Origin of the sequence: Rhodococcus sp. NPDC060086, assembly GCF_042730275.1 — a bacterium.
In the GTDB taxonomy this organism is placed as follows: Bacteria; Actinomycetota; Actinomycetes; order Mycobacteriales; family Mycobacteriaceae; genus Rhodococcus.
In genome coordinates this window covers 67,113-80,855 of record NZ_JBHWWZ010000022.1, presented here as the reverse complement: position 1 = coordinate 80,855, position 13,743 = coordinate 67,113, and the positions used below count along the sequence as shown (strand labels likewise).

Here is a 13,743-nt window from a genome sequence, read left to right as displayed (position 1 = left end):
CCTGTCGGTGACACGCCCCTCGTTCTTCGATCCCCCTCGGCGCGGGCCCCGACGGCGTAGCGTGAATTCGGTTTGTCGCTAGCGCTTTCGAAGCCGGTACCCACGGAGAGCAGGTGCACATGACGCAGCCCTCGAACGGACACGTCGCCAAGGTCATCGCCGTGACCATTGCCGCCGCGGTCGGTGGATTCCTCTTCGGTTTCGACAGCTCGGTCATCAATGGAGCCGTCGATTCCATCCAGGGGCATTTCGAGCTCGGACCGTTCTTCACGGGATTCGTTGTCGCCATCGCCCTGCTCGGATGCGCCGTCGGTGCCTGGTTCGCCGGCCAGCTCGCCGACCGTTGGGGTCGCAAGAAGGTCATGCTGCTCGGCTCTGCGCTGTTCATCATCTCGTCGATCGGTTCGGGCCTCGCGTTCAGCGTCCCGGACCTGATGTTGTGGCGCGTGCTCGGTGGTCTCGGCATCGGTATCGCCTCCGTCATCGCGCCGACCTACATCTCGGAAATCGCACCGGCGCGTTACCGCGGCAGCCTGGCGTCGCTGCAACAGCTCGCCATCACGCTGGGTATCTTCACCGCTCTGCTGTCCGACGCGATCCTGCAGAACGCCGCAGGCGGCGCCTCGAACGAACTGTGGTGGACCCTGGAGGCGTGGCGGTGGATGTTCCTCGTGGGCGTGGTCCCCGCCATCGTGTACGGCGTACTGGCTCTGATGATCCCGGAGTCCCCGCGCTTCCTGGTGGGTAAGGACCTCGACGAGGAGGCCGCCCGGATTCTCGCCGAGGTCACCGGCGACCTTCATCCGGACGAACGTGTGGCCGAGATCCGGCTGACGCTGCGCCGCGAGACAGCGCGGTCGTGGGACGACATCCGTGGCCCGACATTCGGGCTGCAACCGCTGGTGTGGGTCGGCATCACGATGGCTGTATTCCAGCAGTTCGTCGGCATCAACGCGATCTTCTACTATTCGACGACCCTGTGGAAGTCGGTGGGGTTCAGCGAGAACCAGTCGTTCACGACATCCGTGATCACCGCCGTCATCAATGTCGTCATGACGTTCGTCGCGATCCTGTTCGTCGACAAGATCGGCCGACGCCCCCTGCTGATGGTGGGGTCGATCGGCATGTTCGTCAGCCTTCTGCTCGCCGCCGTCGCATTCTCACAGGCGACCGGGAGCGGCGAGGACCTACAGCTACCCGCCCCGTGGGGCGCGGTCGCACTCATCGGAGCCAATGCGTTCGTGGTCTTCTTCGCCGCCACGTGGGGCCCGATCATGTGGGTGATGCTCGGGGAGATGTTCCCGAACCGGATGCGAGCGCTGGCACTCGGTCTGAGTACCGCCGCCAACTGGGTCGCCAACTTCGCCGTCACCCTTGCGTTCCCACCGCTCACCGAGTCGGTCGGGTTGTGGTTCCTCTACGGGTTGTTCGCGTTCTTCGCGCTGCTGTCCTTCTTCTTCGTCAAGTCGAAGATCCCGGAGACCAAGGGCATGGAACTCGAGGATATGCGCACGTGAAAGTCAGCGTTGCGCGATCGTCTCCGAAGTGTCGTCGAGGCCCACGACCCAGCCGGTGACCTGACGCGCGACATCCTGCGCAGTCAGACCGAGCTCCTGATGGATCTCGCCACGCGTGGCGTGGTCGAGGAACTCCTGGGGTACTGCGATGTCGCGCGTCGGCACGTCGATGTCATTGCTGCGCAATGCCGACGACACCGCAGAGCCCACGCCCCCGTGCACCCCGCCGTCCTCGACGGTGACGACGATGCGGAAACCGGCTGCCAGATCGGTCACCGCGGCGGGAACCGGGAGCACCCACCGTGGATCGACGACCGCGGCGGTGATGCCCTGCTTGGCGAGGCGGTCGGCCGCGTCGAGTGCCAAGGATGCGAATGCTCCCACCGCGACGAACAAGACATCCCCTGTCCGAACCTCGGGCATCCGCAGCACATCGACCGTGCCATCGAGTCGTTCGATCGCCGGGATGTCGTCGCCGACGGCGCCCTTCGGGAACCGTAGGACGGTCGGGCCGTCGTCGATGTCGAGGGCTTCGGCGAGTTCCTCGCGGAGGGTGGCTCCGTCGCGCGGCGCTGCCACGCGAATCCCGGGGACGATGCCGAGAAGAGACATGTCCCACATGCCGTTGTGGCTCGCCCCGTCCGTGCCCGTGATCCCGGCTCGATCGAGAACCAGCGTCACAGGCTGTTTCAACAGGGCCACATCCATGAGGAGCTGGTCGAACGCCCGGTTGAGGAACGTGGAATACAGCGCGACGACGGGGTGCATACCGCCGAGGGCCAGACCCGCTGCGGAGGTCACCGCGTGCTGCTCGGCGATCCCCACATCGAAGGTCCGGTCAGGGAATCGATCACCGAACTTCGCAAGCCCTGTCGGTCCGGCCATCGCGGCGGTGATCGCGACGATGTCGTCGCGAGTCTCGGCGCGGGCGATGAGTTCGTCCGAGAACACCGACGTCCAGTCCGGTTTCGACGACGACGTTGCGCGTCCCGTTCGCGGGTCCATCACACCGGTGGCGTGCATCTGATCGGCCTTGTGGTTCTCGGCCGGCGCATACCCGGCACCCTTCCTGGTGACCGCGTGCACGATCACCGGTCCGCCGTATGCCTTCGCGTGGCGCAGGGCAGCTTCGAGCGCGGGCTCGTCGTGGCCGTCGACCGGTCCGAGGTACTTGATCCCGAGATCGGTGAACAACACCTGCGGGCTCACCACATCCTTGATCCCGGACTTCATCCCGTGCAACACGGAGTACGCCACGGCACCGAGCCACGGGATCTTCTTGACCATGCGGCGACCGTTGTCGAGCGCACGCTCGTAGCCGGGCCGCAGACGCAGCGCCGCCAGGTGCTCGGCGAGGCCACCGATCGTCGGAGCGTACGAGCGTCCGTTGTCGTTGACCACCATGACCAGCGAGCGCGTGCTGCCTGCTGCGATGTTGTTGAGCGCCTCCCAGCACATTCCGCCGGTGAGCGCTCCGTCTCCGACCACCGCGACGACCGTGCGGTCCTGACGGCTGAGCTCGTATGCCTTCGCGAGACCGTCGGCGTAGGACAGCGCGGCAGAGGCGTGCGACGACTCGATCCAGTCGTGCTCGCTCTCGGCCCGGCACGGGTATCCGGACAGACCACCACGCTGTCGCAGCGTATCGAAATCGTCTTTGCGACCGGTGAGGATCTTGTGGACGTAGGCCTGATGGCCGGTGTCGAACAGGATCGGGTCGTGCGGCGAGTCGAACACACGGTGCAACGCGAGCGTCAGCTCGACCACACCGAGGTTGGGTCCGAGGTGCCCCCCGGTTGCCGCCACCTTCTCGACGAGGAAGCCGCGGATCTCACCTGCGAGGTCGGTGACCTCACTCGGCGTGAGGCGACGCACATCGTCGGGTGACTTGATGCGGGACAGGACACCCAACTGATCTAGCTCCCTCCGGATCATTCGCGCGACGGTGCGCGAGCAGTTACTGCATTCTACGGAGCGGTTGCACGGTTCGGACCGTCACATCACTCACACCCGCGAGACGTACAGCTCGGGCGACGCATGTGCGCCTCGCTCGGTGTCTCGCTACACCTCGGCGGCCGGGGTACGACGGTCGGTCGCAGGCTCCTCGTCGACGATGTCGATCGTGGTGCGCAACTCACGGTTGGGGATGAGCACCACTGCCACCAGAGTAACGAGTGCGAACCCGGCGGCTACGAGAAAGAGCGTACCCGTGGCGTCTCCGTAGGCGGTATGCACGACCTCGGCGACGGGCACAGGGAGCGCATCGAGGTCCAGGCCCGCGCTGCCACCACCCGACGCGGAGGGGTCGATTCCGAGTTTCGTGAATCCATCCGCGGAGAGAGTGGAGACACGCGCCGCCAGGATCGAGCCGAGGATCGACACGCCGATGGCGCCGCCGAACGTGCGAAAGAACGCGACCGAACTGCTCGCTGCACCGATGTTCTTCACACTCACGGTGTTCTGCACAGCGAGGACGAGGTTCTGCATCAGCATGCCGGTGCCGAGACCCACGATTGCGATGTAGACGCCGATGGCGACCAAGGAGGTGGTGTGATCGAGGGTGCCGAGGAGCGCGAACCCGACGAACTGGAGCACGGCACCGCCGACGATGAACGGCTTCCAATGGCCGAACCGGGTGATCAACTGTCCCGACACCATCGACGACACCAACGTGCCCGCGACCATCGGGATGGTGAGCAGACCCGCCGCGGTCGGACTGAAGCCCCGGGCCGTCTGGAAGTACTGGGTGAGGAACGTGGTGGCACCGAACAGGCCGACGCCGACGGCGATCGACGCGATGATCGCCAGCGCTGTCGTGCGCTCGGTGATGATCTTCAGCGGGATGATCGGATCCGCGACCTTCGATTCCACGAACACGGTCGCGGCGAGCAGTCCCAGACCGGCTGCGACGTAGAGGGCGGACTCGAGGGAGAACCACTCGTAGTAGCCCTCCTTGCCTGCGAACGACACCCAGATCAGCAGGACACTCACACCGGCGGTGATCAAGGTCGCACCGAGCCAGTCGATCTTCACGTTCGTCTTGCGCTGCGTCGCGATCTTCAGGGTGCGCTGCAGAAGCACCAACGCGATGACCGCGAGGGGGACACACACGTAGAAGCACCAGCGCCACCCGAGTGGGCTGTCGACGATCACGCCGCCGAGCACCGGACCACCCGACATGGCCACCGCCATGACGGCACCCATGTATCCCGCGTACCGACCGCGTTCGCGCGGCGGAATGATACTGCCGATGATCGCCACGACCAGCGCGGTCAGACCGCCCATGCCGATACCCTGGATGACGCGTGCGCCGAGGAGGACGTTGACGTCCTGAGCGACACCGGCCAGTACGGATCCACCGACGAAGATCAGGATCGACAGCTGGACGAGCGTCTTCTTGTTGAACAGGTCGGAGAGCTTCCCCCAGATCGGGGTGGACGCGGCGTTTGCGAGCAATGCTGCGGTGATCACCCATGCGTAGTGCGTCTGGGTGCCCTTCAGGTCCGCGATGATCGTCGGGAGCGCCGTCGCGACGATCGTGCTACTGAGCAATGCGGTGAACAATGCGGCGAGCAGGCCCGCGAGGATCGCGAGGATTTCGCGGTGGGTCAGGAGCGCCTCGGCGTCCCGATCGGTGCCGGGCGGCGGCGAAGTGCCGTCCGTGACTGCGGTGGTACTCATGAACAGGTCCTTTGTACGTCGATCGTGGTGGCCGCGTCGGTGGCGGCAATGGGGCGCAGGGCTGCGTCGAGTCGGTCGAGGACGTCGAGAGCGTCGGCGACCTGCGCTTCGCTCCAGTCGCCGAGCTGGGCGGCCAGTCGTTCGGTGCGGCGAGCGCGAATGGCGGCCAGCATGTCGAGGCCCGCGGACGAACAGCTCACGAAGTGCGCTCGCTTGTCGTCGGGGTCCGGATGCCGGTCGACGAATCCGCGATCCACGAGTTCGCCGATGTGCCTGCTGAGCGACGACTGACCGACGTGCATCTCGGCGGCCAGTTCACTCGGACGACACTGCCCGGTGCGGGCCAGGAGGAAGAGCACTGCGGCGAGGGCATTGGGTAGGAGATCCGGCTCACTACGCGTCAGCGCGGCGCGTAGCGTTCGGCCGAACAGGAAGATTGCGTCGGCCAGGGCGTGCACCGTGTCGGCTCGAACAGCAGTCACGCGAACCTCCGAAATACACGAGTCAATTGCTTGCAGCATGCAACTATACAGTTAGTTGCATGCTGCAAGCAATTACTTCGCGAATCGGACAGCCCTGTTACGGGGTGGCTAGCGTCAGCGGGTGAACAGCGCGAGGCACTCCACGTGGTGCGTCGACGGGAATGCGGCGAAAGCCCGCAGATCCGCGAGCTCGAAGCCTTGGGCACGATAGAGGCCCACGTCGCGCCCGAACGACGCCGGATCGCATCCGACGTGGATCACGCGCCGGGGCGCCGCGTGGGCTATCGCGGCGACAACGTCCTTACCTGCGCCTGCGCGCGGCGGATCGAGAATCACCACGTCGGGTTCCGCGAGCCCACCGATGACGCGCTCGACCCGCCCGTGCCGGAACGACACTTGCGACAGGTCCGCAAGCGCAGCAGCACCATCGTCCACTGCCTGCCGGGACGACTCCACCGACTCGACCCGCCCGGACGCACCGACCTGACCGGCCACTGCCGCGGCGAACACGCCGACTCCACCGTAGAGGTCCCACACGGTGCCACCGGCTGCGGCGTCGGCCCATTCGCTCACCACGGTCGAGTACGTCTGCGCGGACCCGCTGTGGGCCTGCCAGAACCCGGTGGCCGCCACCCGCCATTCCCGCGACCCGACCCGCTCCACCGGCCTACCGGATCCCTCGACCACCTTCTCCGCGCGCGGTGCATTCACCGCAGCGCGCCTCGCCGACGCACCGCGCCTGCCCGGGCTGCGCCGACCGGTACGCGACACCACCGGCGGTGCGATCTCCACCACGTGTCGCTGCCCGTCCGCGTCCAGGACGACCTGCAGGTCGGCACCCGGCTGCCACACGTGTTCGACCAAGTCGGTGTACGCGCGCGGATCGATCTGCGTGCAACCGAGGTCCGGCACCACGTCGTTACTGTGGTAACGCCGATATCCCGGTGTACCCGCAGCGTCGACCGCCAACCGCACCCGGGTCCTCCACCGCGTACCGTCGCTCGCACCGCCGGGTACTTCCTCGACGAGAACGTCGCGCTCCACACCACCGAGGCGACGCAGTTGTTCAGCGACCACGGCCGCTGCGATCTCGCGTTGCGCCGCCGGCGTCGCGTGCGACATGTCGCAACATCCCGCGCCGCCGGGGCCGGAGATGGGGCACACACGATCCACACGATCATCCGACGCTTCCAGGATCTCCACCGCGTCGGCGAAACAGAAAGAGCCTCCGCGGTCCTCGGTGACGACAGCGAACACCCGCTCCCCCGGCAGGCCGTGCCGGACGAACACCACCCGTCCCTCGTGGCGAGCGACGCAGAAGCCGCCGTGCGCGGGATTACCGAGCATCACCTCGATCCGCTGCCCGGACCAGTCGGTTCCTGCACGCTGCTGCCCCTGGCGGCTCACTGATCTTCCTCCTGTTTTGCGGGCCGGTGACCCGCTTCGTTCTCCACCCCGCGGCGGATCGCCCCGGGCGCAGTGTCGATCCGATCCTTCGGCACCTTCGCAGACGAGCGCAGCTGCCACGGCACACTCGTGACCATCACTCCCGGCTGGAAGAGCAGACGGCTCTTCAATCTCAGGGCACTCTGGTTGTGGAGAATCTGCTCCCACCAGTGCCCGACCACATACTCCGGAATGAACACGGTGACGACATCGCGCGGAGAATCCCGCCGTACGCGTCGTACGTAGTCCAGAACCGGCCGGGTGATCTCACGATACGGCGACTCGACGACCTTCAACGGTACCGTGGTGTCGCTGGCATCCCAGTCCCGGACCAGTTGACGCGTACTCGCGTCGTCGACGTTGACCGTGATCGCCTCGAGCGTGTCGGGACGCGTCGCCCGTGCGAATGCCAACGCCCGGCGCGTCGGCATGTGCAGCGTCGACACCAACACGATCGAATGCGTGCGACTCGGCAGCACACCGTCCCATTCGGCTGCATCGAGCTCGGCGGCCACGCTCTCGTAGTGACGACGGATCGCCTTCATCAGCCCGAACATCGCCAGGATCATGAGGACCGCGATCCACGCCCCACCCGCAATCTTCGTGGCCAGCACAATGACCAACACCACCGTGGTGGCAACGAACCCGAGACCGTTGATCGCGCGCGAACGCATCATCCGTCTCCGCTCGGAGATCTCGGTTTCGACCGCCAGGTGCCGCGTCCAGTGCCGGACCATGCCCGCCTGCCCGAGACTGAAGGCGACGAACACACCGACGATGTACAGCTGGATGAGCTGAGTGACCCGGGCATCGAAGACCCACACGAACACGACCGCCACACCCGACAGGAACAGAATCCCGTTGCTGAACGCCAACTTGTCACCGCGAGTGTGCAATTGCCGCGGCAGATACCGATCCTGCGCGAGCACCGAGGCCAGCGCGGGGAACCCGCTGAACGCGGTGTTCGCCGCGAGCAACAGGATCAACACCGTGGCCACCGTGACGAGGAAGAAACCCACGGGAAAACCTGCGAACACCGCGTGCGCGAGTTGCGCGACGAGCGTCTTCTGTTCATATCCGTCCGGCGCACCCCTCAACTGAGTGGTGGGATGCTCCGCCACCACGACACCGATCCGGCCCGCAAGGAACACGACCCCGAGAAACAACGGCACCGCCACCGCGCCCAGCAACAGAAGTGTCGTCGCGGCATTGCGCGCTTTCGGCTTGCGGAACGCAGGCACTCCCGTGCTGATCGCCTCCACACCAGTGAGGGCGGCGCAGCCGGACGAGAACGCTCGCGCGATGAGGAACACGAATGCGATCGCCGTCAGATCCGTTTGCTCCGCCACAAGTTCGAAGTCGGCGGACTCCGCGCGCAGGTCGCGCCCGAGCACGAAGATCTGTACGAAACCCCAGACGATCATGATCGACATCGCCGCCATGAACGCATAGGTGGGGATCGCGAACGCCGTCCCCGACTCCCGCATTCCCCGCAGATTCATGGCCGTGAGAACACCGATCGCCAGGATCGCGAACAGCACCTTGTTCTGTGCGACGAAGGGCACCGCCGAACCGATGTTGGCCGCAGCCGACGAAATCGACACCGCGAGAATCAGCACGTAGTCGACGAGCAGCGCACTGCCGACCGTCAGCCCCGCGATGGGCCCGAGATTCTTCGCCGCGACCTCGTAGTCGCCGCCACCCGACGGGTAGGCACGCACATTCTGGCGGTAACTTGCCACCACGATGACGAGCACCACAGCGACCGCGATCCCGACCCCCGGGGTGAAGGCGTACGCCGACAGACCCGCAACCGACAGGACGAGGAAGATCTCCTCCGGCGCGTACGCGATGGACGACAGGGCATCGGATGCGAACACGGGTAGGGCGATGCGCTTGGGGAGCAAGGTGTGTCCGAGGGTGTCGCTTCGAAACGGCCGACCCAGCAGAAGCCGCTTCGTGGCGGTGGAAAGCTTGGACACCGGCCCAGCCTAAGCCGTACCCGGCCCATCACGACCCGGTGTCCGGGTCTTCCACCCGATGTTGCCGTCGGAGCGGTACGGTTTCCGTTCGGCAGGTCGGGCCGACGAACGGAGTGCACGGTGTACGTGGTGGTCATGGGTTGCGGCCGGGTGGGATCGTCGGTGGCCACCGCGCTGACCCGACTGGGTCACGACGTTGCAGTCATCGACCGGGACGCCGGGGCGTTCCTCCGATTGGGCGACGACTTCCCCGGCCGCACCGTCGTCGGTATGGGATTCGATCGTGACGTCCTGATCGACGCCGGAATCGAGCGTGCCGACGCATTCGCCGCCGTCTCCTCCGGGGACAACTCCAACATCATCTCCGCGCGCACCGCGCGCGAAAAATTCGGGGTGGAACGTGTTGTCGCGCGGATCTACGATGCAAAGCGCGCCGCCGTGTACGAACGGCTCGGCATTCCCACCATCGCCACGGTGCCCTGGACCACCGATCGGCTCCTGCACACGCTGACCCACGAGAGTGAGAACGCGCGCTGGCGTGACCCGACAGGTTCCGTCGCGGTCTGCGAGGTCAATGTCCACGAGGAGTGGGTAGGTCGGCGGATCACCGATCTCGAGGCTGCCACCGGCGCGCGGGTCGCATTCCTCATCCGATTCGGTGCGGGCGTCCTCCCCGACCGGAAAACCCTCATCCAGGCCGACGACCAGGTCTACATCGCGGCGGTCTCGGGAGCCGTTGCCGAATCGATTGCGCTGGCCGAGAATCCCCCCGCCGAGAACGACGAGTGAGGACATGCCGATGAAGGTGGTCATCGCAGGTGCAGGCGCGGTCGGACGCTCCATCGCCCGCGAACTACTGCGTAACGAGCATGAGGTGATGCTCGTCGAACGCAAACTCGATCACATCGACCCCGGGTCCGTGCCCGATGCGAAATGGGTCCACGGCGATGCCTGTGAACTCAGCCTGCTCGAGAGCGCAGGACTCGAACGGTACGACGTCGTGATCGCGGCAACGGGCGACGACAAGGCCAACCTCGTGCTGAGTCTGCTTGCCACCACGGAATTCGGTGTCGCGCGTGTCGTGGCCCGGGTCAACGACCCGCGCAACGAATGGCTGTTCGACGAGTCGTGGGGCGTCGACGTGGCCGTGTCCACACCGAGGATGCTGGCATCCCTCGTCGAAGAAGCAGTCTCGGTAGGCGATCTCGTTCGGCTGATGACACTGCGCAAGGGGGCGAACCTCGTCGAGATCACGTTGCCGGACACGACCGCGCTGGCAGGCAAGGCGGTCCGCAAGCTCGCGCTTCCCCGCGACGTCGCGCTCGTGACGATCCTGCGCGGTGACCGGGTGATCGTGCCACAGGCGGACGATCCGCTCGAGGGCGGCGACGAACTGCTGTTCGTCGCCGCAGAGGAGGTCGAAGACGAGCTTCGCGCCCTGATCGAGCGCTAACGCTTGTGGTGCCGCGGGGGTGTGTCGCGTACGGCACCCATGTCCGCTGCAGTGTCCGTGCCGGGCCTGCCCTCAGTGTCCATGCCGGGCCCGCCCTCAGTGTCCATGCCGGGCCCGCCCTCAGTGTCCATGCCGGGCCTGCCCTCAGTGTCCGTGTCCGACGGGTCTTCGTCCACCGCCGGCTCCACGATCCGGTCGGCTTTCCTGACCGCCCAGAACGTCACGAGCAGCGCCAGCGCCGTCAACGGCCATCCCATACCGATTCGAGCGGCGGCGAGCCAGCCGGTCCGATCCTCGTCATAGAGGTGGTTCTGCACGAGGTAGCGCGCAATGAACACCAGCGCCCACGCTGCAGTCGCGATGTCGTAGGCCCGCACAGCGTCGCGATGGGCACGCCAGCGCGCGGCCTGACCGTTGAGCATCCCCCAGATCACGCCGACGAGAGGTCGTCGCACCAGCACCGACAGCACGAACGCGCCACCGTAGACCAGGCTCGCGTAGATGCCGAACAGGAAATATCCCTTGGCGTCACCGGTCCGGTGCGCGATGAACGCACACAGGGCCACGCCCATGAAACCGGAGATCGCGGGTTGGATCGGTGTCCGTCGGATCAGCCGCCACACCAGTACACCGCAGGCGACCGCGACCGCGGACCAGATCGCGACAGTCAGACCCCACACGCTGTTGATCGGCACGAACACCAGCACCGGCAGTGTCGAATACACCAACCCGCTGAGTCCACCGAGTTGTTCGAGAAGGGTCTGCCGACTGGTATCACTCACGTCTACGAGGGTGCCACACTCGAGCGCCCGGTTTTCCCCTCGAACAGCGTGGACGTCGTTCAGGCCGGCTCTCGGAGCTCGTAGTACGGGTTGTAGATGACCTTGCGGCCACCACGCTCGCCGACCCGTCCTCGTACCTGCAGCGTCTTACCCGGTTCGATACCGGGGATACGCCGACGCCCGATCCACACGAGCAGGATCGAATCGGTGCCGTCGAAGAACTCCGCCTCGACCGATGCGGAGGCAGCCTTCGAAGCGGATTCCACACTTCTCAGACGCCCGAACATCGTCACTTCCTGACCTCGGGTGCAGGACACAACGGGTAACGCTCCCGTCGCGTGTGATGATTCGGCCATCTCCTCCGCATCGAGTTCTTCGAGATCCTCGGTGAGGCGACGAGTGAGCCGGCGAATGTATCCGGCTGCGGCGGATGCCATGGTGCGCTCCTGAAACGGGCGGCACGGGTCGCGCCGCGACACTTCCTTCGTCCGCCACTGTAGACCGATCCGCCACTGTTGACCGATCCGCCGGGTGGACGACCATGCCGGGTCGACCTCCGTCGAATCGATTCGGCAGGATCTCATCCATGTCGCGAGATTCTGCTGCCTCCCCGTACGACACCACCGTCACCGCAGTCGTCCTACCGGGGACGGGGTCCGATGCCCGGTTCGTCCACGATGCCTTCACCGTCCCACTGCAGCGGCGCGGCATCGCCACGATTGCGGTCGAACCGGATCCTCGCGGTCTGATCGCGAGCTACTACGCGGCAATGGACCGCGCAGCCCTCGACGGCCCCGTCCTCATCGGTGGTGTCTCCATCGGAGCAGCCGTTGCACTGCACTGGGCAGCGCTGCACCCGGAGCTCGCGGTCGGTGTGCTTGCAGCTCTCCCCGCCTGGACCGGGACGCCCGACGACTCCCCCGCCGCTGCCAGCGCCCGGTGGACGGCATCGCAGCTCCGTGCTCACGGCCTCGAGCCCGTCACCGCCGACATGGTCGAGTCGAGCCCCCCGTGGCTGGGCGCCACACTGTCACGCTCGTGGCGCGCCCAGTGGCCGGCACTCCCCGATGCGCTCGACGAGGCCGCGGGTTACCGAGCACTCGACGTCGACGGACTGCGCTCGGTGACAGTGCCCGTCGGTATCGCCGCCGCGGTCGACGATGCGGTACATCCACTCGAGGTGGCGCGCAGATGGGCGACCGAGCTTCCGTTCGCGGCCCTGGCGACCGTCACCCTGGACGATGTCGGTACCGATCCAGCAGTACTGGGCGAGCATTGCCTCGGGGCGCTCGACGAGGCGTTTCTGGTGAAGAAGGCCACCGCTCCGGCATGAGAGTGGCGCACCACGCCGGCATGACGACTGTGGTGTCAGAAGCCCAGTTGCTGCATGGCCGAACCCGACCCGCCCGTGCGGGGACGCGGCTGCGGGCGTGCGGGAGGAGCCTGCTGTCCGGCCGTCGGCGCTCCCTGCTGTTGCGGCCTGACCTGCCCCTGCTGTTGTCCACCGGCCTGCCGCGCCGCCTGTTGCTGTTGTTGCTGCGCAGCGGCAGCGGCGAGCTGATCGGCGAGCGCCTGGGGAAGGACCACCGGGAGCGGTGTGCGGACCGGGTGGGGTTCCGTACCTCGTCGCACGACGGTGTCGGCGAGCACGGCGTGTGCCGCCGCGATCAGTGGCGAATTCGCCTCAGCAGCTCCTGCCGGACCCGCAGCGACGCAGCGGATCATCCATCGGTAGCCGTCGACGCCGATGAACCGCATGTCGGCGTTCGGCGTGCTCCCATGCAGCTCTCGGCCCCACGGTCCGGTCTCCATGCTCACGGTCGCATTGTCGTTGCGCAGGGTCTCGGAAAGTTCGGCAGCCACTTCACGCCACTGGCCGGGCGACTTGGGCGCGGCATAGGCGGCGACGGTGATCCGGCCGTGCTGTGTCACCAGATGCACGGCTTGCGGGTTTCCGTTGGGAGCCATCTCCACCTGGATCTGACCCCCCTGAGGAATCGGGACGAGCACCGAGCCGAGGTCCAGTCGTGACGTTCCGACCTCGTCCTCACCGATCTCGTCGATGTCGTACGGGCCACCGTCGGCAAACGCAGCGTCGTCGGAGTGGTCGCCCGCGTAGGAACCCTCGATGCGTTCGAATTCGTCGGTCGTTGCGTCAGTGGTGTGGTCGGTGCGGTTCTTGCGTCGTCGTCCGAACATGTCAGGACCCTTCCTTCACCAGGCCGGCGTGGCCGCCGCTCGAGCCGTAACCACCGGCGCCACGAGTGGTGTCGTGGGGGGCGCGGGGCACCCCCCAAGAGCCCCGAGCGCGCCCCGCGGCGCGCCGCGGGGCGGGTGGGGGGCCCCCCGTGGCCAGGACGGCGCCGGCGGGGGGGTGGTGGTTATAACCAAGACGGGTAA

At 66.5% G+C, this 13,743-nt stretch carries 12 protein-coding genes; 4 read left to right on the top strand and 8 right to left on the bottom strand.

Annotation, left to right across the window (positions count from 1 at the left end):
• Window positions 1-119: 119 nt before the first annotated feature.
• Window positions 120-1,517: a sugar porter family MFS transporter gene (locus tag ACFWB0_RS14590; protein ID WP_378491160.1), complete on the top strand. Its 1,398-nt coding sequence runs from the start codon at window positions 120-122 to the stop codon at window positions 1,515-1,517.
• Between the two features lie 3 nt (window positions 1,518-1,520).
• On the opposite strand, the gene dxs is transcribed toward ACFWB0_RS14590, so the two are convergent.
• The 5 genes from dxs to ACFWB0_RS14565 all read right to left on the bottom strand — a co-directional run bounded on the left by dxs (window position 1,521) and on the right by ACFWB0_RS14565 (window position 9,108).
• Window positions 1,521-3,428, bottom strand: coding sequence for a 1-deoxy-D-xylulose-5-phosphate synthase (gene dxs, locus ACFWB0_RS14585; RefSeq protein WP_378491159.1), 1,908 nt, complete (start codon window positions 3,426-3,428; stop codon window positions 1,521-1,523).
• 150 nt (window positions 3,429-3,578) lie between these two features.
• Entirely contained in the window at window positions 3,579-5,198 is a 1,620-nt protein-coding gene (locus ACFWB0_RS14580) for an MDR family MFS transporter (protein WP_378491158.1), read from the bottom strand.
• Window positions 5,195-5,680 carry a MarR family winged helix-turn-helix transcriptional regulator gene (locus ACFWB0_RS14575; RefSeq protein ID WP_378491157.1) on the bottom strand — a complete coding sequence of 162 codons (486 nt, stop codon included), beginning with the start codon at window positions 5,678-5,680 and terminating at the stop codon, window positions 5,195-5,197. The genes ACFWB0_RS14580 and ACFWB0_RS14575 overlap by 4 nt, the downstream gene beginning before the upstream one ends.
• A 114-nt stretch (window positions 5,681-5,794) precedes the next feature.
• On the bottom strand, window positions 5,795-7,087 hold the full coding sequence (locus ACFWB0_RS14570; protein WP_378491156.1) for a class I SAM-dependent RNA methyltransferase: 1,293 nt from the start codon (window positions 7,085-7,087) through the stop codon (window positions 5,795-5,797).
• On the bottom strand, window positions 7,084-9,108 hold the full coding sequence (locus ACFWB0_RS14565; protein ID WP_378491155.1) for an APC family permease: 2,025 nt from the start codon (window positions 9,106-9,108) through the stop codon (window positions 7,084-7,086). Before ACFWB0_RS14565 ends, ACFWB0_RS14570 begins: the two co-directional genes overlap by 4 nt.
• Window positions 9,109-9,228: 120 nt before the next feature.
• Here ACFWB0_RS14565 and ACFWB0_RS14560 point away from each other — a divergent pair, with 120 nt between their 5' ends.
• Together ACFWB0_RS14560 and ACFWB0_RS14555 are read left to right on the top strand one after the other, a co-directional pair.
• Window positions 9,229-9,897 (top strand): potassium channel family protein, encoded by a 669-nt coding sequence (locus ACFWB0_RS14560; RefSeq protein ID WP_378491154.1) that lies wholly within the window; start codon window positions 9,229-9,231, stop codon window positions 9,895-9,897.
• 10 nt (window positions 9,898-9,907) lie between these two features.
• On the top strand, window positions 9,908-10,561 hold the full coding sequence (locus ACFWB0_RS14555; protein WP_378491153.1) for a potassium channel family protein: 654 nt from the start codon (window positions 9,908-9,910) through the stop codon (window positions 10,559-10,561).
• Here the strand turns inward: ACFWB0_RS14555 and ACFWB0_RS14550 are convergent.
• Window positions 10,558-11,343, bottom strand: a complete 786-nt coding sequence (locus ACFWB0_RS14550; protein ID WP_378491152.1) for a DUF3159 domain-containing protein — start codon at window positions 11,341-11,343, stop codon at window positions 10,558-10,560. The two genes, ACFWB0_RS14555 and ACFWB0_RS14550, sit on opposite strands and share 4 nt — an antisense overlap.
• 59 nt (window positions 11,344-11,402) lie before the next feature.
• Window positions 11,403-11,780: a DNA-binding protein gene (locus ACFWB0_RS14545; protein ID WP_378491151.1), complete on the bottom strand. Its 378-nt coding sequence runs from the start codon at window positions 11,778-11,780 to the stop codon at window positions 11,403-11,405.
• A 149-nt stretch (window positions 11,781-11,929) separates the two neighbouring features.
• Between ACFWB0_RS14545 and ACFWB0_RS14540 the strand changes: the two genes are divergently transcribed.
• On the top strand, window positions 11,930-12,676 hold the full coding sequence (locus ACFWB0_RS14540) for an alpha/beta hydrolase (protein WP_378491150.1): 747 nt from the start codon (window positions 11,930-11,932) through the stop codon (window positions 12,674-12,676).
• A gap of 35 nt (window positions 12,677-12,711) precedes the next feature.
• On the opposite strand, the gene ACFWB0_RS14535 is transcribed toward ACFWB0_RS14540, so the two are convergent.
• The gene (locus ACFWB0_RS14535; RefSeq protein WP_378491149.1) at window positions 12,712-13,542 is read right to left on the bottom strand and encodes a DUF3710 domain-containing protein; all 831 of its coding nucleotides are present in this window, start codon (window positions 13,540-13,542) and stop codon (window positions 12,712-12,714) included.
• Window positions 13,543-13,743 lie beyond the last annotated feature (201 nt).